The following is a 26,452-nucleotide window of genomic DNA, read 5'->3' on the forward strand; positions in this document are numbered from 1 at the left end:
TACTGAATTGATTGCTTGTGATGTTTAGATTTAAAATTGGGAAATTTAGCTCGTCCCTCAAAAAAGTTTTTGTAAGCTCTATCTAAGTTTATAGCTACACATTGAAGAACCGATGAGTAGCAATCTTCTTTGAGTTGAGGTAACATTCCCTTATAGGATGATAATTTTAGGCTTTTACCAGTTTCTTGATAGTGCTGAATACAGGCATTTAAGGCAAAATTCCAATACCACCTTGCACAGCCATAAGATTTAGCCAATGCTAATTCCTGTTCTGGTGTTGGATAGAGTCTAACCTTTGTAGCCTTCAGCACTTTAAATCACCTCCTTTTTTTTAATTATAACCAATTATTGAACATTCTAGTCCCTGACAGCAATTCTGTTACTGAGCCTGTCGAAGTATCCCACGCTGCCCTAACGGGTCAGTCGTGGGGCACTCTTTGCGGAAGAAGCTAAATCTAAGACACCCTTTTCGGTTCCCGGTTTGGGAATAGCAATCACAGGACGGGCGGTATAATATTCGGGTTCAGAATAGGGAACTACCACGTTTAAACCATCAACTCCACCTCGGAGGAAAATCACAATTAAGCGTTTTGAGGAGGGAGAAGCTGCTAAACTTTTAGCAATCCATCCCTGAGTGCCCCAAGTTGCGATCGCTGATGTTCCTACAATTCCAACAAATTTTAAAAATTGCCGTCTATCCATGATTTTAGCCTCATTAAAAAGGGCGGGAAGGGGGATAAATCTTGTTAATTGAGTTAGGAGAATGATTTAATATTAAGGAGACAATGTTAACGGTTATTTAGTATTCCCATAAGATAGCACAAAACCGGAACTTTGAGAGGAGAAGTCAAATGATTTTAAAACGAGGTGAGATCGGGGCGAAGGTTCGAGAAATTCAATATCAGTTAGAACGTTTAGGCTATAATATTGGGCGGTTTGGAATGCCCTTTGATGAACAGTTAGAAGCAACAATCAAAGCGTTTCAAGAAGAAATGGAATTACCCGTTGATGGGAGAGTTGGGGAGACAACTCGCCTGAAAATTCAATCGGCTGTAGCAGCTATTGAAAATTCTACGGATGTTAATCAAAATTCAGCCTATTCTAATCAACTTCAACATCCTCCTGTTGCTAATGAATTAGGCGATTTTATTAACGGAAATTGGCAACAATGGCAAGTTATTTGTTCTCAAACTTTAAATGCTCGCAGTGGCCCTGGATTTAACTATTCTATTGATATGCGTTTCCCTACGGGTACGGTGTTGATGCTGCATCCTGAGTACCGCTATCCGATTAAATTTGATCAAGTTGGTAAACCTTGGTTAGTAATTTCTTATCAAGGAGGCGCGTTTTTTATTCGAGCCAATCAACGATTTATCAAACCGATGATTTAATTCTTCGGCATCCCGTGCTAAACTATATTCAATAGATTGACTGTTGACTGTTGATTGTTGACTGATAACTGTTGACTGTTGACTGATTACTGATAACTGATAACTGATTACTGGCAGGAAATAGAACATGGACACAAACACCATTCGAGAACGAGTTGCTTTAATTGAGACAAAACGGGAATCTCTGCTGAAGCTGTTAGAAAAACCTAACTTAGGAACTCTCAGAATTGACGTTAATCAAGCTTTAGAAGAAATCGATGATTTAATTGAAGAGTTTAAGCGTACTTTTCCTAATTCAGATAATAATTAAAACTCAATTATTATTCCTCATGAATTTATTTTCTGTTATTCAAAAGACGCAAGATTTTGCGTCTTTTATCTTGATAAATGAATTGTAGTTTGCATTTTGGGTCTGCCTTCAAAAATTCTAATTATCAATTGCTAATCAAAAAATAGTATTATTTTCTACCCAAATATGCTAATATCTATAAATCAAGAGTCTGTTGACGTTTATTTTAATTAAAAAAATTGATATCCATGAGCTTAGAAAATACAAAAATAGAAACAACAGTTCCCCAAGAATGGGCTGATCAATTAGGGGAATTATCCCTAGAAACAGGACGAACTGTAGAAGAATTAGTTCAAGAAGCTTTAGGTCAATATTTAGCACGAATCAAGACTGCTTTTGCTCCAGCCTCAATAGATTTAGAAGCTTCCAATATTGAAATTCAAAAAGAGTTATCAATTTTAAAGCAAAAAGTTCAGTCCTTAGAACAGTTATTAAATCAAGTCGCTAAACTAGAAGCCAAAATATTTAGCCTTGAAAAAATAGTTTCTCCTGAGCTTTCTATCCCTCCCAATTCTACCTTTGCTCAACTTTTAACAAACGATGAAGACTATGATGAACCTGATGAAATTATGACTGATTTTTTACCAGATTCCCGTTAACTTTCACTCCGCCTAAAGGCGGGTATTTTACATCCCACGCTTGAAAGACGTGGGCTTTGAATACGGTTATTGTAATGGAAAAAGGTCGATCAGCAAAAAAGGGCAGCAAACCCTTGCCACTATTGGATTGTTTCTCGTTCAAGCTCAAATCCTTTTCCTGTATGCTTTTGAAGCTATTTTTGACTCCTTTTTGTCTAAGTCCCACTACGTTCAACTAAGTCCCACTAACCGTAACCTCCGAATCTTAACTTTATATAAACTTTTGACACAAAAGCCCCTCAACCTTTTATATCATAGGTATTACAAGCCCTAAGATTTCATCTGTCAATGTAAAGATAGACTTAAAGATTTAATTAACCTGATCGGAATGTCCTGAAATGGAAGGACACCCTGGATCAAAATATGCCATTATGGCAACAGGTCTTACGTCCATAGACAGCTTGGTTGAATATCAGAATCCTCTACTTATCTGAAAAGCAATCCCGTTGTCAGACCAAAGTTTTTACTGGATTTCGCTTGACTCTTGTTTGTAGGAGTCTCGATTTTCATGGGGATATTACCCTTCCGAAGAAACTTTGAACCGAAGGCTAGAGAAGCCTAATTTCATATTTCTACGGGTTGTTTCACCGATTGCCAATTCACACTATTTATTCCCTCGCAACAATGCTTAACCCCAACTTTACTGAACGGGAGCGGATGTCCATTCCTAACCCCAAGATTTCTCAGTCCTTATTGATTGCAACCTTAGAAAATTTATTAACACAAATTCAAGCCGATACTACTCATGTTGAAGCTTGGAGTCAAGACTGGCATCTCCACTCGTTTCAACTGGGAGATTGTATTAACAGCTTACCCCTTTCCCCCCAAAAAACTGTTCATACCGAACCTAACCTAAAACCCTTGGTTTACTTGGTGCTTGCAGGTCGCGTCCGACTCCTGGCTGAGGACAAACATCTCAATCGGGAGGTTTCGGTTTTAGTTGTTGAACCCGGTGAAACCTTTGGGGGGGATCAACAGGGATGGGAATACTCCCATTTATCCTATCAAGCGATCGCCACCAATGATGTCATCGTTGCCTCAATTTCCATTGTCGAACTCCAGACCCAGATTAAACAGATTCCGGCGCTACAAACCTATCTACAAACCACCATTGAAAACCGACAACGGTTATTATTTTTCAAAACACAAACAAACTTGCGACGGTTCACCAGTTACCGACTCCAAGAGATTTTATCCAACTGCACCGAACATCACATCAGCGCTGGAACTGCCTTACTGAAGGCGATCCCAACGGAACCTGGACGGTTTTGGCTGTACCAAGGAGAAATTACAGGGGCCGATATTGTTCCCCAAGTGGGCGACAGTTGGGGAGAACTCGATCCCATCCCCCCAGAATGGAGGGCTGCAACGGAGTTAGTCGTGTATCAACTTCCCACAGAAACCTTCCAGACAACATCTGTACAAGGTGGGAAATCCCAGATCCAGAAACAGCAGATAACCGTATCCCCTAAACCTGCAACCGTTAACCCCACCCCGGTTATTGTTCCCCAAACCCCCCAAACCCTCAGCTTTCCCCAACCTAAACGTCAACGAGTCTGGCGAGGATTTTGGCAACGCTATCCCTTTGTCGAACAGCAAAGCTCCTCCGACTGTGGGGTTGCTTGTTTGGCGATGATTAGTCAGTATTGGGGAAAATATTTGAGTATCAATACCCTGCGTAATATTGCGGATGTGGGACGCTCAGGGGTATCTTTAAAAAACCTCACCCTCACCTCAGAACGCTTAGGGTATCAGGCGCGACCTGTACGGGCAAGTTTGAATCGTTTAGAAACTGAAAAAAACCCTTGGATTGCCCACTGGCAGGGGGATCATTATATTGTGGTCTATAAAGTTCGTCGCCATCAAGTGGTGATTGCTGATCCGGCGGAGGGCAAAAAAACCCTCTCTCGTCAGGCATTTTTAACGGGATGGACGGGCTATGCTTTACTATTAGAACCCACCGATCAATTCTATGAACTCAAAGAGCAAAAACGTTCTCTCGGTCGGTTTGCGGGGGTAATTTGGCCTCATCGATTTTTGGGATTACAAATTATTCTGTTATCCCTATTAATTCAGGTATTTGGAATTGTCACTCCGTTATTAACCCAGATTATTTTAGATCGGGTGGTGGTGAATAAAAGCATCACCAGTTTGAATGTATTTGCCTTGGGATTGTTATTGTTTGGGGTGTGGAGTTTAGGCTTATCTTCGATTCGACAATATCTATTGAGTTACTTATCAAATCGCTTAGATTTAACCCTAATTGGGGGGTTTATTTACCACGCTCTACAACTTCCTTTAAAGTTCTTTGAGTCCCGTCGTGTCGGGGATATCATTACCCGCGTTCAAGAAAATCAGAAAATTCAACGGTTTCTCGTCGGTCAAATTTTGTTGTCTGCGTTGAATGTTGTAACCGGGTTTGTGTATTTAGGATTGATGCTTTATTACAACTGGAAACTTACAGTTTTAATTTTAGCAATTGTGCCTTTAATTATCATTTTAACCTTAGCAGCAACGCCAATGTTACGGCATATTTCCCGTCAATTATTTAATGCCGCTGCTGATCAAAATTCAACTTTAGTGGAAATAATGACGGGAATTAATACGGTGAAAGCAGTAGCGGCGGAACCGGAATTGCGGTGGCGTTGGGAAGAACGATTAACTCAACAAATGAATGTTCAGTTTAAAGCTCAGAAATTAGGGATTAATTTGGGATTTATCAGTGGATTAATTAATTCTATTGGCAGTACAGCTTTACTTTGGTTTGGTGTAAATTTGGTGATCCAAGATCAGTTAACAATTGGTCAGTTTGTCGCCTTTAATATGATGCAGGGTTATGTAATTAGTCCGATTCTGGCTTTAGTGGGATTATGGGATGAATTGCAAGAAGTTTTAATTTCAGTTGAACGGTTAAATGATGTGTTTGAACAGGAACCGGAAGAAAGCCCCCAAAAACCGTTAATTATATTACCCCAAATTCAAGGAGAAATTCATTTCGATAACGTTACTTTTCGTTATCAAGAAGATGCAGAAACGAATACTCTGCAAAATCTTTCTTTTAAATTTTCCCCCGGTCAAACTATTGCGATTGTGGGGCGTAGTGGTTCCGGGAAAAGCACCCTAGTTAAATTACTGCAAGGGTTGTATCATCCCACAACCGGACAGATTTATGTTGATGGACATGAAATTCGTCATGTTTCTCCCCCTTCTTTACGTTCACAAATGGGCGTTGTTCCCCAGGACTGTTATTTATTTTCAGGAACGCTTTTAGAGAATATTACTCTGTATCGAGATGAATATAATTTAGATCAGGTGATTGAGGCTGCTAAATTAGCGGAAGTTCATGGGTTTATTCAGAGTTTACCATTAGGATATTATACCAAAGTTGGAGAACGGGGATCAAGTTTATCGGGAGGACAACGGCAGCGAGTTGCGATCGCCAGAGCTTTATTAGGAAGTCCTAGAATTTTAATTTTAGATGAGGCTACCAGTTCTTTAGATACTGAAAGTGAACACCGTTTTCAACGCAATTTAGAACAGATGCAACGCGATCGCACCACGATTATTATTGCCCATCGTCTCTCAACGGTCAGAAGTGCTGATTGTATTCTGGTTTTAGACCGAGGGATTTTAGTAGAAAAAGGAACTCATGAACACCTGATGGCGACTCAAGGACTCTACTACCATTTAGCCCAACAACAACTCGATTTATGAACATGAACAAACCCGAAATAGAAACCTCAAATCGAGACGTGAAGTTTCCCCTGTCTGCTCTGTTCGCAAAACTTCTTAAACAAAGTTGCCAAATTGGCAGTCTCAAATCACAAGTTACCCTAGTATAAATACAGAGGATTCTGATTAAAACCAAAACACTAGCCTAAACGTGGGATCACTTAAACCCTAGATACTGATTTGCGTGCGGTAGTTAGTCGAATAGCACCTGTGATCGGTCGTCGCTTATTGTTAAAAGTCGCGGGCATTGGGGTTAGGACTCATACTGCTACAGAAAACCTTATGGTGAGGTCTTTCCCCCCTATTCCCTGTTCCTTGCTATCACATCGCTGCTTTTCGATTCAACCTAATTTCCTAAAAAACCATTGAGATATCAACTTTTGTTGGCTAGTTTTTACATCAGCTTATGAAACCGCACAAACTGTTTTCCTCTTTCAAGACAAATATTGATCATCACCCAGACCCCCGATTGTCTATAACCACACCGGAGGAATACTTACAGGATCTAGAATTCAGTCTGGAAAAAACAGAACAAACCGATCAGATTTATGGCGGGATAGCGGGTTCTGTTCCCTTTCCCGGACTGACACCTCCCGTAACAGATGTCGCCCCCAAAAAATCTCCCCATCTACCCAATGTTCCGGCTCCAAAAGCAGACTGGTCAAGTGCTTTACAATCTTTACTTGATCAACCGCCAGCGTCTTTTCCTCTGCAATTAATGTTAGGAGGATTTATTTTTTGTGTGGCGTTTGTCGCCTGGGGATATTTTGGAACCGTTGATGAAGTGGGTCAAGCCAGAGGTCAATTAGCACCCCAAGGGAAAGTTTTCAAAATTCATCCCGTTGAGTTAGGAAAAGTTTCTCAAATTCCGATTAAAGAAGGACAAACTGTTAAAAAAGGTGAGGTTTTAGCCGAACTGGATCGACAGATTGCCACGACAGAATTAACGAGATTACAACAACAACTCACCTCTTTTAAAGCTGAACTGACTCAAAAACAAGGCTTAATTGAACGAATTCATTTAGAAGCCCAAACTCAATCGGCGATCGCCAGGGCTCAAATTCAAGCTCAACAGGCGAGTATTGAACGAGTAAAAAGCCAAATTGCCTCGAATCAACGGTTACTAAATCAACTCAATTTTGAAGCCAAAGTAACTCAAGAACGAGTTGAATCTTTACAACCCTTAAAAGCTGAAACTCAAACCCTAATTGAAAAATTACAGGAGGGAGAATTAGCGGCTCAAGAAAGGCTAGAACGGCTACAACCTCTATTAGAAAGTGGCGCTATTTCTAAAGATTTGTTATTTCAAGCTGAACAAAATCTGCGGGATCAACAACGAGCCATTGTTCAAGCGCAATTATCAGAAAAAAATAGTACCCAAGAACAGATTTTTCAAGCGGAACAAACCTTCCGGGATCGACAACGATTAATCACCCAATCTCAAGGAGAATTAAAACAATCTCAAGTTGAAATTGAACGATTGAATGCGGAGTTAGCCCAAAGACAAGCAGAGGCGAAAACAATTCAAGTCGAAACTCAGCAAAAAATTCAACAAACTGAGTTAGAAGTAACGCAGTTACAAGCGCAAATTAAAGACACTCAAAACTTGATCGCAACGGCTGAAGCCAAACTTCAAGAACGATACCTCTATTCCCCTGTTGATGGTATTGTTTCTACCTTGAATGTGTTTAACAAGGGAGAAGTGATTCAACCCGGACAAACCGTTGCTGAAATTACACCCAAAAATGCACCCTTGATTTTAACTGCAAGTCTCCCAAATGACAAAGCCGGATTTGTGAAAACCGGAATGTCGGTTAAAGTCAAATTTGATGCTTATCCTTATCAAAATTATGGGGTGTTTGAAGGGATTGTTAACTCAATTTCACCCGATGCTAAAGTTGATGAAGGAGTTGGCTCTGTTTATAAATTAGAAATTGTGTTAAAAAAGGATTATATTTTGCAACAGGAGCAGAAAATTAAGTTAAAACCTGGACAAACGGCTAGTGCGGATATTATCATTCGTCGTCGTCGAATTCTGGATATTCTGCTTAATCCGATTCTGCAATTGCAGAAAAGTGGCATCGATTTGTAAACACTACTTACAGATTAGGAGTAAAGAAAATGTCAGCATGATAGGGCTTTCCCAGGATTCTGAGGTTAAGTAAAATGAAACTACCCAACCCTGAAAACGCCATTATTGATAGCCAAAAGTTAAAGGGGTATTCTCTGAACCCTTCACACACAGAGGGTCAGCACAAAGCCCGCGTTTTTAGGTCAGCCCTAGACTTGGGAATTGAGGATGTAGAAGTTCTCAAATCTGCTCTTTTGCAAGCGGTCAAAACACCAGATGCCGTTCTCGATAAGCGAAATCAATATGGACAGAAATATGTTATTGATTTCCCAATGACTCACAACGGCAAAACAGCTACAATTCATAGCGTTTAGATTGTGAAAAATGATGAAAACTTTCCGCGTTTAGTTACTTGTTATATCCTCTAAGGAGATTGAATTATGAAACTATTAGATGTTGTTGCTTTACTTGAAGATTTACCCCAATTGGGTCTACATCGAGGTCAGGTTGGCACGATTGTTGAAGTGTACGAACCCTGTGTTTTTGAAGTAGAATTTAGCGACACAACGGGTAAATCTTATGCTTTAGAAACTCTCAAGGGAAGCCAAATAATGATATTACATTATCAACCCTTAGCGGATAGAGAGTTTAAATGCGTAACAGCTTAGTAAGCCATCGCCGTTTTTAAATCACTTAATCCGATTCTGCAATTGCAGAAAAATGGCATCGATTTGTAAAACACTACTTACAGATGAGGAGTAAAGAAAATGTCGGCTCAATATTCCTACAATAACTCGAAAGTTGCTAAAACGATGAGTGAAGAACAATTTGAACAAATCCTAGATGCAATTCTATCAGGAAAATATTCTTGGGCTTGTGTTTTAATTCTGCGTTTTGCTGGGTATAATCCCCTGCATTATATTCCTTATCGGACTTACAACCGACTGACTAAGGATAATAATTCTAATCGTCAGCCTCCAAGTAACAGTGTTTCGGTTCAGTCCAGCATTAAAACTAAGACCTCTGCTAATGTTAATGTTAACCCAATTCGGGACTTAACTTATTTAGAACCCATTCCCGAAGCGGGTCATGGGGTTTCGGGGGGATGTCGGAATTTAGAAGTTCACAAAGGCTTGTCTACCCATTGGACATTTAATTAAACCCCAGATCCCATTTCAATTTGCTGTTGGTCTGAGTTTAAAAAAATTTTTTGAGTCTGTTTTTGACTTTTTTTAAAAAATCCGCTTTTCCACGTCTTTTCATCTTTTACAGTCACCTGTGTTCAAGCAGGTTTTTTTTTGAACATTCTCTAAAAAAAATGCCATAAGTTATTTTTGTTAATTAAAAAGATTTAAACATATTAAACCCTCCCTTTTCCTTAAGAGTAAAGGGAGTATTCAAATTGGGTGACAAGATTGATCAGTTGGGCAAGTCCATTGCTTTTATCTTCAGAGTCTCAAAAGCATAGTCTTCTCCTTTTCCAGAACCAACTTTAATCTTGACTTTATCAAAGCCTAGGTAGTAAACATCAACATCAGCTAGAGGATTTGTGCCAAGAGCAAGGGCTGTTCCTATTCCTGTTGCTTTTGTCACTTTACCTTTATTTTTAATCTCAACATCTGTAATCGCCAACGTGCTCCCAGTCCCGACCGACGCAGAGGCAGTTAATGCCAATAAAGCCCCTCCTAAAATTAACTCGTTTTCACAAATATTTTCCAAGTAGGATAAATCTGCAATCATCATAATTTTTGTGGGAATTAATTATATTTTTATCATACATAATCAAGCTTAAATAGTCAATACTTAAGCTGATATTATTTGTTAATAATTTAATTGTTTTAATTTGAATTAAAAGCTATAAAATATCAACTAAAAGCCATCGAATTATCGTTTTAGTACCTGTTCTAAATTATCGTGAGCTTCCGCCAAGTTGGGATTCATTAAAATAGACTGCTGATAGTAAGCGATCGCCGTTTTTAAATCACCAAGCTGTTTACATTTGCAGCCTAAATCATTGTTTATTGCTGCGTAATGGACTTGTTTTTCGGGGGAAAGTTTACCTTGAATATGAAGGATATTAGCTAAGTTAACCTCCGCTTCAACGCAGTCAGGCTGTAATTTCAGAGCTTTTTGATAGCAGGCGATCGCATCTTCCGATTTGCCTTGCTGTTGCAAAGCATAACCCATATTATTGTGAGCAGCGACAAGATCAGGCTGTAAAACTAAGACTTGATGATAAGCTTCTATTGCCTCAGAAAACCGATCTTGAGCTTGATATAAATTCCCTAAACTCAATAAAGCTTTGATAGAATTAGGCTGAATTTGAAGCAGATCTTTGAGGAGATTTTCAGCACTTTGGTACTCGCCTTTTTGCCGCATCAAAACCCCCAGTCCAAAAAGTGCCTCTGGGTGATTTGACTGAGTTTCCAAAATCTGACGATATCCCTGTTCCGCTTCGGTCAGTTTGTTTTCTCGATGATGCTGAATTGTTAGCCCAAAGGCGGAAGGAAGAATTCTGATATCCAGTTTTCTATTCGGGCTAGTCTTATATTTAGCAACAATATGTTTAATTCGACGCTCTTTAGCTCCAAAATAATACTTGTATTCCTCATTTCCTCTTAAAAAGTCGTAAACTTTAAATCCGTTTTGAATCGCGTATCGAATGGCATTCGCGTGGAGAATTAATCCCGTAGGGATATTGTTAAAGGTTTGATCACGACCTGTAATCACAAATAGCATCGTCTTCTGATGAATATCAATAAAGTTGGCGATCGCACATAAAGGTTTGTCCCCTCTCCAGAGAACCGGAAGATAAAGACAGTTATTCTCAAAACAATGATGTAAAATCTGGCGAATATAAGCCATAATTGGGTCACATTTATCACCTTTTTTCTCTCTCCATTTTGACTCCCATAACCCCAGTAAGATATCAATATGAGAATCCACATTATCTGCGTCTATGTGGGTGATCCGAAACTCGTCAGAACTTTCGATTTTTCTAAAAAAACGCCGGATTTTTTGGCGAGTATTTGCACCGACATTGTTTTGAAGATATTGATCCCAGTCATCTGTTAATAAAACATAAGGAGCAATATAATTATCCGTATTTTCTCCATTATTTAAAATGCGGTGTTGACTGAATTCAAACTGTTTTTCAGAAAAACATTTCAAGAAAAAGAACATCCGTTGATCTGTTTCCAGAATATTTTGGATATCAAAACGAGACCAGACTAATTGCTGCTGGATGTAACTGGCAAAAGCTGGAATTACCTCTTGTTCATAAGCAGGTAAGCTCAGGAATCCCGTGTAATCTGCTACACTATTTCCTGCCATGTAGAGTTGAGTATAACAGCCCCCGTCATCCTGTTGTTCTAGTATCAGTTTTAGAGGAAAAAATGCAACATAAGATGAATCTTTAGCTTCCGGTTTTACCGCTAATATTAACCAGAATTCTGCAACCATCTGCAACCATCCCACTAGCCAAACCCAGGATAAGAAAAAGTTAGCATGAGGATCAGCTTCATATACGAAATCCCAATTTTTTCGGACTTGATTAAAGGTTTGAAAATCGTCAATAATATCAATTTTCATGCCATTCTAATTAATTTTTTCGCTAAAGTCAGATGATTAAATATGGGTTAAATTCAGCGAAATTGAAGTATCAAAACTTGAAGATGAAGCAGTCTCATTTCCTGTTTTTGCATAAGCAATGGCTGTTGCCTTAGATTTACTAGATTTGAGACTACCCACTTTTTTAACCTCTGTTTTGGTATTAGTAATCGTATAAGTCATCTCACCGATAGCACCAGCACCAGCACCAGCTACGGCATATTCAGACCCCGTTGCTGTCATTGTATTTGTACTAGCGAAAACTCTGCGACCACCTAATACAATATTGCTTTCAGTAATGGGTTGTAAATAACTTAAGTCAGAGATGATTAAGAAACTGCTCATATCTACCTCACAAAAAGTTTTAAGCAAACTGAATATATTTGATGATTTACGCGAAATTTCAGGAAAAAACCGGGTACTATTGTCATTCTAATAATAGAGTTAATATCTAGGTTTTTTCTGGCAATATATTAGTTATTAACGATAAAAACCAACGCCAGAAACATAATTTTAGATTCCGACGTTAGTTTATTTTGATAAGTCAATATATTGCTATCAGTTCAAAAAAGCAGTTTATTACCACGGGAAGCTATAGCTATTACCAGTGCCAGAAGTAGAAGTGGCATTAGAGAACGAGGTATGATCGTCAGTAAAGGTGCTAGTGATTGCCTGAGAAGATGTATTATTACCCTCAGCAAGTGCATCTGCTTCAGCACCAGCAAAGTTTCCTTTAACATCAACGGTAGAGGCTAATTTCAGCTTGATTTTCAATTTTTGTTTTGTAGAAGTGTAGGTGCTCTCGCCAAAGTAATAGCCACCTTGAATGTTTTCTTGAGCAGTTTCTAAGTAGTTCAGATCAGAAATAATCATTGGTTTTGTCCTGTTTAGAGTTAGTGTTTTTTGGTTTTCCTCTTACCTAATTTAGATTGCCTTGTGGTCTTTGTGTTGCCATTTTGGCAGAATCTTTATTGGGTAACAGCTTTGTTTTTGTATTATCAATTTATCAAAGTCAACCCAGATTGTCTTGCCATTTTGGCAGAATCTTTTTCTGTTTGGCTGAACAACCTTGTGTTCCTTTGATGTTGTTAATATAGCTAGGCTTTTTTCACCTATGTTGCCATTGTGGCAGATTAATTTTGACGGGTGCGAAAACCCTAGAAACTAGCCTAATCCAATATTATTTATATAAAATCAAAAAAATTATGCTTTTTTACTTTTTTACAAGTTATCTATAAAAAAACTGCCATTTTGGCAACAACGATCTTGATAACTTAGTTACAATCTGATTTGACTGATAAAGTGTTCAAAATTGGTAAATAATACCTAATCTGAAAGTTCTTGAATTTTTGGATTTTTACCACATCAACTTATTTCCTTTCATGGCAAATGAGCAATATTACCAACAGTTCGAGCGATATTCTCGTCATCCTAGATGAGCTTATAAATACAGTATCTCCAACTACCACAATTAACTCCCCCGATGCCAATTTTCAGGGGAGTAGTTCTAGTTCTAGTTCTAGTTCTATTGTCAATGACATCGGTGCGGGAGGAGAAAGTCAAGCTACCACAACTTCCCCAACCGGAGAAGTCCAAAACAGTAGTGAGTCTGTATTTATTCCTGATGCTACTTCTAGTGAAGCGACAGCAACAGCTATTAGTGGTACGGATATATTACCCACGACAGAGACAACCGTAATCCTAGAACCTGATAATAATAATAACGATAATAATTCTAGTTCTAGTATCTTAATTCAGATTAGTCCAGAACCGAATCCTTTGACCTTTGTGGCTTCTGAAATTGAACGCATACCACAACTCGGTAGTATCGAAAATGATCAACTCATTGGTAGCAATGAGAATGACTCAATACTCGGACTTAAAGGCGCCGATAAAATTGAAGGTAGAAATGGAACAGACTTATTACAAGGAAACGAAGGTAATGATACTCTTGATGGAGGAGATGATCAAGATTTTGTTAGAGGGGGAAAAGGCAATGATATCTTAATCGGTGGCAACGGTGATGATATTCTGATTGGTGATCTAGGTCAGGATGAATTAATAGGAGGAGCAGGTGCGGATGTATTCGTTTTAAGCACAAATCCCAATTTCCCCAACACCAACCCGAATTTAGCAGATATAATTACAGACTTTAATGCAGATGAAGCTGATCAGATTGGATTGTCGGAAAACTTAATCGCACAACCGTTAATATTAGAAACCTTTGATTCTGATGCTGATGGTAATCTTGATGCTACCGTAATTAAACTCAGTAGCGATAGTCAATCTGAAGTTCTGGGTGTTGTGTTAGGTACAGTTTCTGACAATGGACAAACAAAATTAACGTCAGCCGATTTTATAGTAATTTCTAACGATCTGCTAATGTTAAGCTAAAAGAGTTGGGATTACCACAAATGATCATGGTTCAACTTTCCAAAGACTTACTTGATGATGAGGAAATTATTGGTTTCCTAAAACGAAATCTGGAATTTAAGGAAGTCTATCAGAAGATATTGTCTCAAAAAGTAATCAATCAAGTTGCTGAGGAAAGAGCAATTACGGTAACGGCTGAAGAAATTCAAACCCAAGCTAACCAAGAACGTTATGAAAAACGCTTAGAAAAGGCGACGGATACCTTAGCTTGGTTAGCTGACCAAATGCTCACTTCCGATGACTGGGAAGCGGGAATTCGAGAACGTCTTTTATCCCAAAAATTAGCAGAATTTTTATTTTCTAAAGAAGTTGAAAAATACTTTATTCAAAATCGCTTGAATTTTGAGCAAGTTTCATTATATCAAATTATTGTTCCTTATGAACGCTTGGCTAGAGAATTATTTTATCAAATAGAAGAAGAAGAAATTAGTTTCTATCATGCCGCCCATTTATATGATATTGACCCTAAACGTCGTGAACAATGCGGATATGAAGGTAAACTGTATCGTTGGGGATTAAAAGCGGATTTTGCAGCAATTGTATTTGGTTCAACTCCCGGAGAAATATTAAGTCCAGTCAAAACTGACCAAGGTTATCATTTAATCTTAGTTGAGGAGTTTATTCAAGCTGAATTAACTCCTCAACGTTATCAAGAGATTCTTCAAAAACTATTTAAAGATTGGTTAGCTAGTGAATTAAATTATCGGCTTTATAACGCTTAAAAATTTGCTTTGACGTTATTTATTAAAGCCTAATAAGATGCACGCTTAAACTAATAAATTAACAAGATTAATCAGATAAATTTGATTTCTTTTTCCAGCCTAATGCTATTCCTAATGCACCCATAATTAATAACCCAATGGATGTTGAAGGTTCAGGTGCTTTGACTATTGTTGAACTGGTTTGATAGGCAATTAATGTCAGGTTTTGACCTTCACTAAGCTGACGAGAATATAATCCTGATAACAAAATATTGACAGAGGCTTGATTTTCTTCAGCGTTTGTCGTTTCCAACAGCGATAATTCAAACCCATTACTTTTCTCTATGGATAAATCATAGTTGTTAGCAGAATTTAATGAGCTATTTAGACTAAAGAAATCTAACAAAGTATCGGTAGAGTCTTCAAACAAATAGAAAGCGATATAATTTGCTGCTTGAGTCGATTCTTGTTGCAGTGATTTTTGGGTTCCTAAACTTAAAATCGATAAAAAATCAAAAGAAAATTCTTGATTTTCAGCAATTTCAAATTGATAACCAATAGCTGCTGCTTGACTTTGAGCCCAACCTAAATATTCTTGACCTTCTCCCACAGTTATCGCTTGAGAACTATTGTTAGCCAGGGGAAAACAATAGTCAGGTTCTAAACAAAAATTAACATCAAAATAGGCATTAGCATTGGCTTCAGCGAATACAGTTCCTGGAAAAGCTAATGCTAGGGTTTGAGTATCTGTAAACGTGGAAATGCTGGTAGGAACTTGACTAAAATTATAAATTAAAGTTTCGGCTTCAGCCGTAGCTAATGTGCCAGCAAAACTAGGGGAAATACTACTTAATAAAGCAATGACAGGAGTGGCTACTATGAATGATTTCATAGTAGATTTGGATGGAATATTCATGTTAAATTTTCTGGATTAAATTTTCAATCAGCAAGTATTAAGGGATCAATACCGATAATCAATAGATTTAATATAGTCTAGTAACCCAGGAAATTAAAAGGGTGTAATTTAAAGATTTTAGTTTTTTTTGTAAAGATCCCATAAAATCTTTAGGTGCAAAAACAGATGGTGATTTTCTCTGATTACACCCAAAGCTATTTCTGTGAAAATGCGCTCTCTCACTTCTCTACAACAATTAAAGCTGTCCTAAGATTTGCATCAATTTTTTAAGTTCAATAGCCGTTAAATCTCGCCATTGACCGGGTTGGAGTCCGTTTAACGTTAAATGTGCGATCGCCACTCTCACTAACCGTAACGTCGGAAACCCCACCGCCGCCGTCATTTTCCGCACTTGACGGTTACGACCCTCCGTTAACGTCAGTTCTAGCCAAGCTGTCGGTACGGTTTTACGAAATCGAATCGGAGGATCACGAGGCGGTAAACTGGGTTCTGTGGGGAGTAATTGCACTTGAGCAGGTTTTGTCCGATAATCCGATAATTGCACCCCCCGACTCAACTGTTGTAAGGCGATTTTGTCGGGTATGCGTTCTACCTGTACCCAATAGGTTCGAGGATGGGCAAATTTAGGATCAATTAACCGATGTTTAACTAAATTATGATTGGTTAATAATAATAATCCTTCACTATCTCGATCCAAGCGTCCAACGGGGTAAACGTTCGGAATTGAAATAAAATCTTTGAGGGTTTTACGCGGAGTCGTTGTCGGATCTTCATCGGTAAACTGACTCAAAACATCATAAGGTTTGTAAAACAAAATATATCGGTAGGACATAAGTGCAATTCGTTTTTATCAAGTTTGATCCATTAAAAATGCTAGAGCTTGTAATTTTATATTGACGAAAACATCAAGTTTGGCTTACAATAGAAAAAGGTTCCATTCGATCTGATGCAGACAAACTGCAAAAAATTGTTAAGCTCGTCGGTGGCAATGGAGATCCATCATAGTCACAACCGAAGCAAAACTGCTACCATACCAGTTATGCAGACTAGCATCTAGGGTGGCTGGGACGCTTACCGTTAACCGTTACTTAAAATTACAGCGAATGGCTACAGTAAAAGATAATTCTAGTTCTGAAAAGAAAAAAGCTCTAACCCAAGTTTTAAACCAAATTGAGCGTAGCTTTGGTAAAGGTGCTATTGTCCGCTTAGGGGACGCCACCCGGATGAAAGTGGAAACCATTCCCAGTGGCGCATTAACCCTAGACTTAGCCTTGGGAGGGGGTTTACCCAAGGGACGGGTGATTGAAATCTATGGGCCAGAAAGTTCGGGTAAAACTACATTAGCTTTACACGCGATCGCAGAAGTCCAAAAAGCCGGAGGAGTCGCCGCCTTTGTAGACGCCGAACACGCCCTAGATCCTAGCTATGCGGCTGTCTTAGGCGTCGATACCGAAAATTTACTCGTTTCTCAACCGGACACCGGAGAAATGGGTTTAGAAGTGGTGGATCAGTTGGTGCGGTCTGTGGCTGTTGATATTATTGTGATTGACTCCGTTGCTGCTTTAGTTCCCAGGGCTGAAATTGAAGGGGATATGGGGGACGCTCACATGGGGTTACAAGCTCGGTTAATGAGTCAAGCCTTACGCAAAATTACGGGTAATATTGGTAAGTCGAATTGTACCGTGATTTTCCTCAACCAATTGCGTCAAAAAATTGGTGTTGTCTATGGAAACCCGGAAACCACAACCGGAGGTAATGCGTTAAAATTCTATGCCTCTGTACGTTTAGATATTCGTCGAATTCAAACTTTAAAACGGGGAACCGATGAGTACGGAATTCGGGCTAAAGTTAAAGTTGCTAAAAATAAAATCGCCCCGCCTTTTCGGATTGCAGAATTTGATATTATTTTTGGAAAAGGGATTTCTACCTTGGGTTGTTTAGTTGATTTAGCGGAAGAAACAGGGGTATTAAAACGCAAAGGAGCTTGGTATAGTTATAACGGTGATAATATTGGTCAAGGACGAGATAAAACCCTAACCTATTTGGAAGAAAATCCAGCCTTGGCGACGGAAATTGAACAAAAAGTTAGAGGGGCTTTAGACAGTGGTGCTGTGGTTTCAGCCAATTCTGTCACCCAAGTTGATAGTCATGATGAAGAAGAGTTTGATAGCAGTTCAGAAGAAGAATAATTGATGTTGATGGGGGTAGGTTGATAACGGTTACAAAACCCGCCTTTTCCCCGTAGAGACGTGCCATGGCACGTCTCTACATAACTTGTTGATTTTGTCAAGCGGGTCATTTCGGATTAAACCGTTTCTTCTAAAAACTCGTGCATCGCCACACAGAAATTTGGTCAGAGAATCAAGATATTTTACAACACCATAAGGGTTTTAGCCCCTGTTTCTGCATATAGACACACTAAGCCCTTGGATGCCATCTTCTTAAGTATACCAGAACCCCTAGAAACTCGTCAACTATTTGAGAGTTATTTTCATTAAAATATCAGGATTTCCTGACAATCTTTTAAAAATCCAATTTATTTAAAATAAATAATTAGTAAAACTAATATAAAAATCCTGAAATGTCTGCTACAAATAATTGCTATTCCCCATTCGTAATTCGTAATTCGTAATTCGTAATTCCCTTTAACTCTTATTAATATTCTGCATAACCCACTTCATCTAAACGCTCTTGTTTTTCCAGAACAGATTGCTTGAGATTTTCTCGATAATCTAAAACCTTTTGTAATAGTTCAGAATCATGACTGGCTAATATTTGTACCGCTAATAAACCCGCATTTTTAGCATTGCCGATCGCTACCGTTGCCACCGGAATTCCCCCCGGCATTTGTACAATAGAATAGAGAGAATCAACCCCCTGTAACGTGCGAGTTGTCACCGGAACTCCAACTACAGGTAGAGGCGTTAAAGAAGCTACCATTCCGGGTAGATGCGCTGCCCCTCCTGCCCCGGCAATAATAACCTTCAGACCTCGCAGATGGGCAGTTTTCGCGTACTCAAACATCCGTTCTGGGGTGCGGTGCGCCGAAACAATTGCCACCTCATGGGAAATCCCAAATTCTTCACACACGGCGATCGCAGCACTCATCGTGGGTAAATCAGAATCACTCCCCATGATAATCCCCACAACAGGAGGAGTAGAGTTAGAAAATAATGATGTAGAGTTCAAAGTCTTAAATTATTCCTCATGACAACAACACAACAGCAAGACACTGCTACCTTCGATATTATCAATGTCCGTCTCCCTGGATCACAAAATTTACAACAAGTTTTAATTCGCCAAGGTCAAATCTATAATATTGAACCGATGAAGGTTTCGTCTCAACCTGGATCAACAGCAGAAATAGAACGGTTAGATCTCGAAGGAGATTGGCTATCCTTGGGAGGAATAGATTTACAAATTAACGGAGCATTAGGATTAGCCTTTCCCGATTTAGAACCCCAAGATTTTCCTAAATTAACCAAAATTTGTCAATACTTATGGCAACAGGGAATTGATGGTTTTATGCCTACTATTGTGACTACTTCTGTTGAGAAAATACAGCGATCGCTATCAACAATTGCCCAATTTATCCAACAGATTCCTCCAGACCAACCCACCGCTAAAATATTAGGGGTTCATCTTGAAGGGCCATTTCTCAATCCCAGTAAACGTGGGGCTCATCCCCAAGAGCATTTGTTACCCCTAACGCTGGATCATGTTCAACGGGTTCTAGGAGACTATGGAAACTGGGTTAAAATCATTACTTTAGCCCCGGAATTAGACCCCACAGGAACGGTTATTCCCCATTTGACCAATTTAGACATTATTGTGAGTTTAGGCCACTCCCAAGCCACCGCAGACCAAGCAGAACAAGCCTTTGCACTGGGGGCAACGATGGTAACTCATGCGTTCAATGCCATGCCCAGTTTACACCATCGAGAACCCGGTTTATTAGGATCGGCGTTAGTAAATCCAAAGGTTCAATCTGGCTTTATTGCTGACGGACAACACGTTTCCCCCTTAATGGTGGAGTTGCTCTTGCGAATGTCGGGAATAACCGCAACCCAGGAAACGACTAATTTAATCCCCCTGTTTTTAGTCAGTGATGCCTTAGCACCTTTGGGACTACCCGATGGTGTTTATCCTTGGGATCAACGACAAATTGAAGTCAAACAAGGAACAGCCCGTCTAAGCGATGGTACTTTAGCCGGAACCACATTACCCTTATTAATCGGGGTGCAAAATTTAGTTCAATGGAATTGTTGTAACGTCGGAGATGCGATCGCCTTAGCCACGACAGCCCCTCGACAGGCTCTAGGTCTGTTTTCTCTTATTGGTCAATCTGCTACCCATCTCTTGCGCTGGAAAGTTCATCTCTGTTCTCAAACCACCACCTTGACTTGGCAGCGACTGTTCCCTGACATCTAGCTTATGAATAATCGTCAGTCATTGCCAGGGTTGATTGTAACCTTGTTGAGATTTAATGGACTGGGATTATTTTTATTTGGGCATCTTTAAAAAGGGAATCGAAACGCTGCACAATTAGCTTTAGAAGCTGAACAGATTCGTCAGGGAATTAAGGACTTAAAAATTTACAATCGCAATCAATTTTTAAGTCCTGTAACGATTTCTTTAGGGATTGCAATATTTCCCCAACAGGGAACAACGGCAAAATTGGTGATTCAAGAGGCAGATAAAGCCTTATATCAGGCGAAAGTTCAAGGACGAGATCGGGTTGTTGTTGCCCATTAACTTCTGATCCGGCAACTTTCCCCTAAATGAAATAAAATAAAATTGAATGAGATTCACTGTTAACTTTTGTATACAAATATGGGTGAAGCCAAACGCCGAAAACAAAACCTGAAAGAGCAGTATGGCCAAGAAGAAAAGATTGTGTCTTGGCTGCCGATCACCAAAAACCAAAGCCAACAATTCATAGAGATTACCTCTAAAGCCAGTTGGTTAGGCATTGGGTTACTTGTTGCCGTCTGGGTTACGATTCGATTTATCGGCCCTGGATTGGGCTGGTGGCAAATTGATTGAGGTTCACCGGAAAGATATATTCATCTCAATCAGTGTTTCTGTGAGGAGAACTGTTTCCCAACACTGGAGATCAAAGATCCGATCCCTAGGGACTAAACTTATCAAAACTATTAAATCTTTTAATAGGTTTAGACCTAGTTTCCTTACCTTACCTTTGTGGATCAGGATCTGAGCCTCACTAGAACAGTAAAGTTAGAAAAAATTTAACGTTATTGTTTTCCTAGATACCTTATTAAACCAGTGGTTTCGTTAATCTGCAAAACATTCTGTGTTTTAACATGAGGGAGGTGATCTTTTCAATTAAGGCGGGTCAGACTAAGATTAATATTTCAGCACCAAAACCTTAAGATTATGTTAGATTCTGAAAATGATCTTAGGTGTGGTGATAGGAGGACAATTTATGTTTCTCAGACTTGCAGAACAACACCGCAAATTTGTTCAGGACTTGGTGATGAACCTCCAAGCTCTAGCCACCGTGCTAGAACGACAAGGGTATCTCGCCTCCTGCTACACCTGTGGCGGTCAGATGAATAGCGCCTCCTTCATGGTGAGTTTGGGCGAAAATCATCTGATTCGTTTCCTGGTGTCGGACTATGGAATTACCTGGACGGAAATGCGCGACGACCGGGAACTTATGAAACTAGAAGGGGCTGAAGCTATTCAACAGTTACAGGAATTGGCCAACTTAATGATTTACCGAGGAATGCCATCGGCTTCCCCCTTGGTCATGACTCCCAAACTCATCCAGCGTGTGTAGAAGACGCAAAATTTTGTGTTGTGCACCGAAGAATGATTTTGAGGGAGTATGACAACTCCCTGTAAGTGGTAATCTGAAATCAGAAGAACTGTTCCGCATTGCTCCAATCCGTTGAGGAGATTCTCTAAGATGTCAGCCGCAGCGCTTGTGAGCAACAAGATTGGAGTTTATGGTAACACTAGAATCTGATTGGCAACATCTGTTTGTTGAGACGAATAACATTCGTTTACACACGGTTACCCAAGGCGAGGGTGAACTCGTTGTACTCCTGCATGGGTTTCCTGAGTTTTGGTACGCTTGGCGCTATCAAATTCCCGCCCTAGCCCGTTATTTTAAAGTTGTTGTCCCTGATTTACGCGGTTACAACGATTCGGATAAACCGGAAAGTGGCTATGATTTAGATACCCTTTGTACTGATATTCAAGGATTAATTGAACGTCTAGGCTACGTCAAAGCTCATATCGTTGGGCATGATTGGGGCGGGTTAATTGCATGGCATTTCGCTCAAAAGTTTCCCCAATCTCTCAACCGTTTGGCGATTCTTAACGCTCCGCCCCCCCATCGTTTTGTTCAAGAATTAGTCAGTAATTTAGATCAACTTCGCCGCAGTTGGTTTGTGTTTGCCTTTCAAGTTCCGGGAATTCCTGAATGGTTAATTCAACAAAATTTAAAAGAATTTGTTACCAATGCGTTGCGAGAACACGCCATTCGTAAAGGTGCTTTTAGCGCCGAAGAAACTCAAATTTATGAAGCCGCTTTAGAAAAACCAGGGGTATTACAAGCGGCGATGAGTTATTATCGTCATTTATTTTGGCCGCCCACTTGGTTATTAGATTGGGTGCGAACTCCTCAAAAAGTGATGTCTCCCACTTTAGTATTATGGGGCAAAGAAGACTCCTTTTTAAGTCATCATCTTACTGAAGGTTTAGATCGATTAATTGCAGCCCCGTTTAAACTCCAATTAATTCCTGATTGTGGTCACTGGATGCAACAGGAAGTTCCCCAAACCGTAAATCGGGAATTGTTGAATTTTTTAAGGCGTTAGTTAGGATAGCGATCGCTCTTTAACTCCCTCAAAAAGCGATCGCCTCTCAATGCCGAGAAAATCAGCTTATATGAAATCCTGAAATGTATGCTATAGCGCTACGCGCATACGTTAGGACAATTTCTAAAGGCGGTATCCACACATTCTCGGACAGTTTTAAATTCCTTTAATCTCTTTGTAAGATATGCTAAAATATTTGCTGTAGCTAAAAATTTGCTTATAAACAGATTGACAAAAAAGTAACAGTATGCAAATCAAAAAATTAGAGTATTACGATGATGAGTACAAATGGAAGCTGGAAGAGGTAAATTTTCTGCCAAATCTCAATCTTTTAGTTGGTGTATCTGGTGTAGGTAAAACAAGAATACTTAGAGCTATTTACAGCCTAAAATCTATAGCTAATGGTGCATCTCTAAATGGTGTTAAATGGAATGTTTGTTTTATAGCCAACAATAATCTTGAATATACTTGGAGTGGAGAATTTGAAACACGAGAAAACACTATCTCTATCAATGAAACTTCGGAAGAGGACGAGCAAGTAAAACTCATAAATGAGCAATTAGTTTGTAACAATGAGAACGTTCTAATCGAGAGAATAGACTCAGAAATTATTTTTAATGGAAGCAAAACCCCTAAACTATCGCCTTTTGAAAGTGTCGTTGAACTACTCAAACAAGAAGACCAAATTGCTCCTGTGAAAGAATCATTAGATAAAATTGTACTGGCTGATTCTGGGAGTGGTGATAGAGCTTGGCGCTTGCCAGTATCTATTTTTAAGAAGTTTGAAAAAGCTTCACTATCTGCTTTGCAGGAAAGTGGTTTGCCTGTGCCAATAAAATTATCTATTCTTTACAGAACGCTTCCTGAAGAATTTAACAAGATTAAAGAAGCTTTTATATCCGTTTTCCCAAACGTCTCCGACATAAAAGTTGAGATCATTAAGGATGACGATATTCCTATTGCATTATCTAAATTACTCAAGGAAGCTACCACTGTTAGCATTAAAGAAAAAGGAATAGAAGATTGGATTGAGAATATCTCTTCAGGGATGTTGAAAACATTGATGTATATTAGTGAGTTATATCTAGCTCCTGAAAATTGCATTATCCTAATCGATGAATTTGAAAATAGCTTAGGCGTTAATTGCTTAGACAGTGTTACCGAGCTTGTACTTGATAATAAGAAGGTACAGTTTATTATTACTAGCCATCACCCTTATATAATAAACAATGTTAGTCCTGCTTACTGGAAAATAGTTACTCGGAAAGCTGGCTTGGTGACTGCCAAAAATTCAAAAGACTTTCATATATCTGAATCCAGACAAAAAGCTTTCATTGATTTGATCAATGTTTTAGAGGACGAAGCAGACCTATAGGAGTAGTGATGAATATTTACTTTTTGGTTGAGGGAAAGAGTACGGAGAGAAAGATATATCCAAAATGGCTTGAATATCTAATTCCTAATCTAGTAAGGGTTCAGTATTATGATCAAGTCGAAAATAACAACTATTATCTAATCAGTGGAGAAGGATATCCTAAAATTCTATATGACGGACTTGAAAACGCTGTTGATAAGATTTTAGAAGCTCCAAGATACGATTATCTCGTTATATGTGTTGATGCTGATGAGGAGTCAGTAGAGGAAAGGACTCAATATATACGTGAGTTTATTAGTGGTAAAGAAATCAATTTAGGAAAGACTAAAGTTGAAATTATTATACAAAATCGCTGTATAGAAACTTGGTTGCTGGGTAATAAAAGGATTTTTGACTCTAGGCAACCATTAGATTTGTCATTGGCAAGATATGTAAACTACTATGATGTCTCTCAGAAAAATCCTGAAGAGATGGGAAAGAATGAAATGAGAAATCATGCTGACTTCCATTATGAATACTTAAGAGAAGTTTTTAGATCAAAAAATACAACATATAGCAAGAAGAATCCGAAGGATGCTAAAGAGAAATACTATTTTGAAGAACTACAAAAAAGAGTACGAGATCAACCTGAAGACCTTAAAACTTTTCAGTTCTTTCTAGAGTTCTGTGAAAGAGTCAAAAATATTATGATTCAAAGGGCTAAGGAGCAGTAGTCAACATAAGAAATAATTAGATCAGAAAAGTGATCGCACTTCTACTCTGTCAGCCCCACTCCTGTTAATCAATGGACTGCTTTGATAAACAGTCTCTTATTATCAGTAAGGTGGTTTATACAGATAGCGATCACAAACTGACGGGGTTGTCACCCCGTCAGGTTAACACCCCAAGCTATTAAATCTGTGACTGGATGGGATTTTATTTTAGATGCCCTATCTGTAGCATACATTTAAGGATTTCATATTAGAATTGTTTCCGTCTTCGTCCCTCTGCATCCGCAGCTATTATCGCCGCCAACACAGTTTCCGGGCTGATTTCACAAGGTTCATTATGGATGGTTTCACCTGTTCCACAGGCCCGCTCTGCTGCTAATAATAAACGATCGCGGCTGACTCCTTCCAGTCCGATATCCGCTAAAGTCGTCGGTAGTCCGATGGACTCACAGAAACTGAACACCCGATCAATCACAGGACTAGGGCGATCGGTTAAAATTAACATCGCCAGCACCCCAAAAGCCACTTTTTCGCCGTGCCAGAATTTCTGAGTTTCTTCTAAAACCGTAAACCCATTATGAATGGCATGGGCTGCGGCTAGTCCGCCACTTTCAAAACCCAGTCCACTCAGTAACGTATTGGCTTCGATAATTCGTTCTAAGGCGGGAGTGACTACCTGTTGTTCACAGGCTATTTTCCCATAAACGCCATATTCGAGCAAGGTTTCGTAGCACAAATGAGCCAAACTAAAAGCAGTCATCGGCCCCATGCGTCCGGTCATATTTTTAGCCCGTTTAATCTGACAGTCTTCGGCTTCAAACCAAGTCGCCAGGGCGTCTCCCATCCCGGCTACCAAGAAGCGGACAGGGGCTTGAGCGATAATATGGGTATCGACTAAAACCAGATCGGGGTTACGCGGTAATACCAGATAACGCTCCCAAACCCCTTCCGGGGTATAAATCACCGATAGGGCACTACAGGGGGCATCGGTGGAAGCAATAGTTGGAACAATAGCGACGGGAAGATGAAGATGATAGGCGGTGGCTTTTGCCGTGTCGATGGTTTTTCCTCCTCCAATACCAACAATTAAATCAACTTGCTGAATTTTACCTAAACTCACCATCCGTTGAATTTCATGATCGCAACATTCACCTCCAAAACGTTCGAGATAAATCTCGATTTTTCCCTGGGTGAACTCCTCAACAATAGGTTGCAATTGAGGAAAAATAACGGGGCCCATCATCACTAGGGCTTTGTGACCTAAACGACTTAATTCTTCTCCCAGAAACCGGATCGCATGATTGCCTTGAACATATCGGGCTGGGAAGATAGCTGTAGTAATCACGGTTTGCTCCTTGTTCAAAACGAACACTCTTACTCACCGCAGAAGTCACGAACAATAAAAAATAACGAACCGTAGACGTACAGAGACACACAAAGAGAAATTCATCACAATTCCCCGGAAATCTCTGTTCCAGATAGTTTCTTAATGGGTCTGTCTCGCCTGAAACGCTTGAAACTAGAACCAAGACCTTAAAAATTTGATGATTAAACTTCAAAAAAACCGTAGCTGTTAACCAGCCTAGCATTTTATTATACTTTAGTCCCGGTTCATAGCATATATTGTAAACTATCACTCTTAAATAGTCAATTATTTTCAATAATTTGTTACATTTTTT

At 39.3% G+C, this 26,452-nt stretch carries 27 protein-coding genes and 1 pseudogene; 18 read left to right on the forward strand and 10 right to left on the reverse strand.

Going from position 1 to position 26,452, the window contains the following annotated elements:
• Nucleotides 1–311 (reverse strand): helix-turn-helix domain-containing protein (locus tag PL8927_RS24020; protein ID WP_156093317.1); only part of this gene is annotated, 311 nt, incomplete at its 3' end.
• Between the two features lie 100 nt (nt 312–411).
• On the reverse strand, nt 412–702 hold the full coding sequence (locus PL8927_RS24025) for a DUF1501 domain-containing protein (RefSeq protein WP_156093318.1): 291 nt from the start codon (nt 700–702) through the stop codon (nt 412–414).
• 149 nt (nt 703–851) lie between these two features.
• Between PL8927_RS24025 and PL8927_RS24030 the strand changes: the two genes are divergently transcribed.
• The 8 genes from PL8927_RS24030 to PL8927_RS24065 all read left to right on the forward strand — a co-directional run bounded on the left by PL8927_RS24030 (nt 852) and on the right by PL8927_RS24065 (nt 9,341).
• Nucleotides 852–1,391: a peptidoglycan-binding domain-containing protein gene (locus PL8927_RS24030; protein WP_083625991.1), complete on the forward strand. Its 540-nt coding sequence runs from the start codon at nt 852–854 to the stop codon at nt 1,389–1,391.
• Between the two features lie 127 nt (nt 1,392–1,518).
• Nucleotides 1,519–1,701 carry a hypothetical protein gene (locus PL8927_RS24035; RefSeq protein WP_083625992.1) on the forward strand — a complete coding sequence of 61 codons (183 nt, stop codon included), beginning with the start codon at nt 1,519–1,521 and terminating at the stop codon, nt 1,699–1,701.
• Between the two features lie 227 nt (nt 1,702–1,928).
• The gene (locus tag PL8927_RS24040) at nt 1,929–2,339 is read left to right on the forward strand and encodes a hypothetical protein (RefSeq protein WP_083625993.1); all 411 of its coding nucleotides are present in this window, start codon (nt 1,929–1,931) and stop codon (nt 2,337–2,339) included.
• A gap of 663 nt (nt 2,340–3,002) precedes the next feature.
• A complete protein-coding gene (locus PL8927_RS24045) occupies nt 3,003–6,092 on the forward strand; it encodes an ABC transporter transmembrane domain-containing protein (RefSeq protein WP_197047544.1) in 3,090 nt (1,029 codons plus the stop codon).
• A 424-nt stretch (nt 6,093–6,516) separates the two neighbouring features.
• Entirely contained in the window at nt 6,517–8,202 is a 1,686-nt protein-coding gene (locus PL8927_RS24050; protein WP_083625996.1) for an HlyD family efflux transporter periplasmic adaptor subunit, read from the forward strand.
• Nucleotides 8,203–8,276: 74 nt separating this feature from the next.
• Nucleotides 8,277–8,555 (forward strand): DUF6883 domain-containing protein, encoded by a 279-nt coding sequence (locus PL8927_RS24055; RefSeq protein ID WP_083625997.1) that lies wholly within the window; start codon nt 8,277–8,279, stop codon nt 8,553–8,555.
• A 66-nt stretch (nt 8,556–8,621) separates the two neighbouring features.
• Nucleotides 8,622–8,849, forward strand: coding sequence for a DUF4926 domain-containing protein (locus PL8927_RS24060; protein WP_083625998.1), 228 nt, complete (start codon nt 8,622–8,624; stop codon nt 8,847–8,849).
• A gap of 99 nt (nt 8,850–8,948) precedes the next feature.
• A complete protein-coding gene (locus PL8927_RS24065; protein ID WP_083625999.1) occupies nt 8,949–9,341 on the forward strand; it encodes a HetP family heterocyst commitment protein in 393 nt (130 codons plus the stop codon).
• 259 nt (nt 9,342–9,600) lie between these two features.
• Here PL8927_RS24065 and PL8927_RS24070 read toward each other — a convergent pair whose 3' ends face one another.
• The 4 genes from PL8927_RS24070 to PL8927_RS24085 all read right to left on the reverse strand — a co-directional run bounded on the left by PL8927_RS24070 (nt 9,601) and on the right by PL8927_RS24085 (nt 12,663).
• Complete coding sequence (locus PL8927_RS24070) at nt 9,601–9,924, reverse strand: hypothetical protein (protein WP_083626000.1); 324 nt, start codon at nt 9,922–9,924, stop codon at nt 9,601–9,603.
• Nucleotides 9,925–10,065: 141 nt separating this feature from the next.
• Nucleotides 10,066–11,772 (reverse strand): GNAT family N-acetyltransferase, encoded by a 1,707-nt coding sequence (locus PL8927_RS24075; RefSeq protein ID WP_083626001.1) that lies wholly within the window; start codon nt 11,770–11,772, stop codon nt 10,066–10,068.
• Between the two features lie 36 nt (nt 11,773–11,808).
• Entirely contained in the window at nt 11,809–12,135 is a 327-nt protein-coding gene (locus PL8927_RS24080) for a hypothetical protein (RefSeq protein ID WP_083626002.1), read from the reverse strand.
• Between the two features lie 234 nt (nt 12,136–12,369).
• Complete coding sequence (locus tag PL8927_RS24085; protein ID WP_083626003.1) at nt 12,370–12,663, reverse strand: hypothetical protein; 294 nt, start codon at nt 12,661–12,663, stop codon at nt 12,370–12,372.
• 516 nt (nt 12,664–13,179) lie between these two features.
• Here PL8927_RS24085 and PL8927_RS24090 point away from each other — a divergent pair.
• Both PL8927_RS24090 and PL8927_RS24095 read left to right on the forward strand, forming a co-directional pair.
• Entirely contained in the window at nt 13,180–14,184 is a 1,005-nt protein-coding gene (locus tag PL8927_RS24090) for a calcium-binding protein (RefSeq protein ID WP_083626004.1), read from the forward strand.
• Between the two features lie 26 nt (nt 14,185–14,210).
• Nucleotides 14,211–14,945: a peptidylprolyl isomerase gene (locus PL8927_RS24095; RefSeq protein WP_083626005.1), complete on the forward strand. Its 735-nt coding sequence runs from the start codon at nt 14,211–14,213 to the stop codon at nt 14,943–14,945.
• A gap of 67 nt (nt 14,946–15,012) precedes the next feature.
• Here PL8927_RS24095 and PL8927_RS24100 read toward each other — a convergent pair whose 3' ends face one another.
• Both PL8927_RS24100 and PL8927_RS24105 read right to left on the reverse strand, forming a co-directional pair.
• The gene (locus tag PL8927_RS24100) at nt 15,013–15,816 is read right to left on the reverse strand and encodes a PEP-CTERM sorting domain-containing protein (protein WP_083626006.1); all 804 of its coding nucleotides are present in this window, start codon (nt 15,814–15,816) and stop codon (nt 15,013–15,015) included.
• Nucleotides 15,817–16,075: 259 nt separating this feature from the next.
• Entirely contained in the window at nt 16,076–16,672 is a 597-nt protein-coding gene (locus PL8927_RS24105) for a pseudouridine synthase (protein ID WP_083626007.1), read from the reverse strand.
• 271 nt (nt 16,673–16,943) lie between these two features.
• Between PL8927_RS24105 and recA the strand changes: the two genes are divergently transcribed.
• Complete coding sequence (gene recA, locus PL8927_RS24110; RefSeq protein ID WP_083626008.1) at nt 16,944–18,029, forward strand: recombinase RecA; 1,086 nt, start codon at nt 16,944–16,946, stop codon at nt 18,027–18,029.
• A 466-nt stretch (nt 18,030–18,495) separates the two neighbouring features.
• Here recA and purE read toward each other — a convergent pair whose 3' ends face one another.
• Nucleotides 18,496–18,975 (reverse strand): 5-(carboxyamino)imidazole ribonucleotide mutase, encoded by a 480-nt coding sequence (gene purE, locus PL8927_RS24115; RefSeq protein WP_197047554.1) that lies wholly within the window; start codon nt 18,973–18,975, stop codon nt 18,496–18,498.
• A gap of 72 nt (nt 18,976–19,047) precedes the next feature.
• On the opposite strand from purE, the gene nagA reads away from it, so the two are divergent.
• The 7 genes and pseudogenes from nagA (at nt 19,048) to PL8927_RS24150 (ending at nt 24,776) form a co-directional block, all read left to right on the forward strand.
• Nucleotides 19,048–20,271, forward strand: coding sequence for an N-acetylglucosamine-6-phosphate deacetylase (gene nagA / locus PL8927_RS24120; RefSeq protein WP_083626010.1), 1,224 nt, complete (start codon nt 19,048–19,050; stop codon nt 20,269–20,271).
• A gap of 120 nt (nt 20,272–20,391) precedes the next feature.
• Nucleotides 20,392–20,595: pseudogene (locus PL8927_RS29205) on the forward strand (GGDEF domain-containing protein); the annotation flags it as partial.
• A gap of 78 nt (nt 20,596–20,673) precedes the next feature.
• Nucleotides 20,674–20,886 carry a DUF2839 domain-containing protein gene (locus PL8927_RS24130; RefSeq protein ID WP_083626011.1) on the forward strand — a complete coding sequence of 71 codons (213 nt, stop codon included), beginning with the start codon at nt 20,674–20,676 and terminating at the stop codon, nt 20,884–20,886.
• 400 nt (nt 20,887–21,286) lie between these two features.
• Nucleotides 21,287–21,643 (forward strand): DUF1815 family protein, encoded by a 357-nt coding sequence (locus PL8927_RS24135; protein WP_083626012.1) that lies wholly within the window; start codon nt 21,287–21,289, stop codon nt 21,641–21,643.
• A gap of 169 nt (nt 21,644–21,812) precedes the next feature.
• Entirely contained in the window at nt 21,813–22,688 is an 876-nt protein-coding gene (locus PL8927_RS24140; RefSeq protein WP_083626013.1) for an alpha/beta fold hydrolase, read from the forward strand.
• 247 nt (nt 22,689–22,935) lie between these two features.
• On the forward strand, nt 22,936–24,063 hold the full coding sequence (locus tag PL8927_RS24145) for an AAA family ATPase (RefSeq protein WP_083626014.1): 1,128 nt from the start codon (nt 22,936–22,938) through the stop codon (nt 24,061–24,063).
• Between the two features lie 8 nt (nt 24,064–24,071).
• Nucleotides 24,072–24,776, forward strand: a complete 705-nt coding sequence (locus PL8927_RS24150; protein WP_083626015.1) for a hypothetical protein — start codon at nt 24,072–24,074, stop codon at nt 24,774–24,776.
• Between the two features lie 247 nt (nt 24,777–25,023).
• Here the strand turns inward: PL8927_RS24150 and PL8927_RS24155 are convergent, their stop codons facing one another.
• Complete coding sequence (locus PL8927_RS24155; protein WP_083626016.1) at nt 25,024–26,118, reverse strand: glycerol dehydrogenase; 1,095 nt, start codon at nt 26,116–26,118, stop codon at nt 25,024–25,026.
• Nucleotides 26,119–26,452 lie beyond the last annotated feature (334 nt).

It is taken from the genome of Planktothrix serta PCC 8927, assembly GCF_900010725.2.
Taxonomy (GTDB): Bacteria; Cyanobacteriota; Cyanobacteriia; order Cyanobacteriales; family Microcoleaceae; genus Planktothrix; species Planktothrix serta.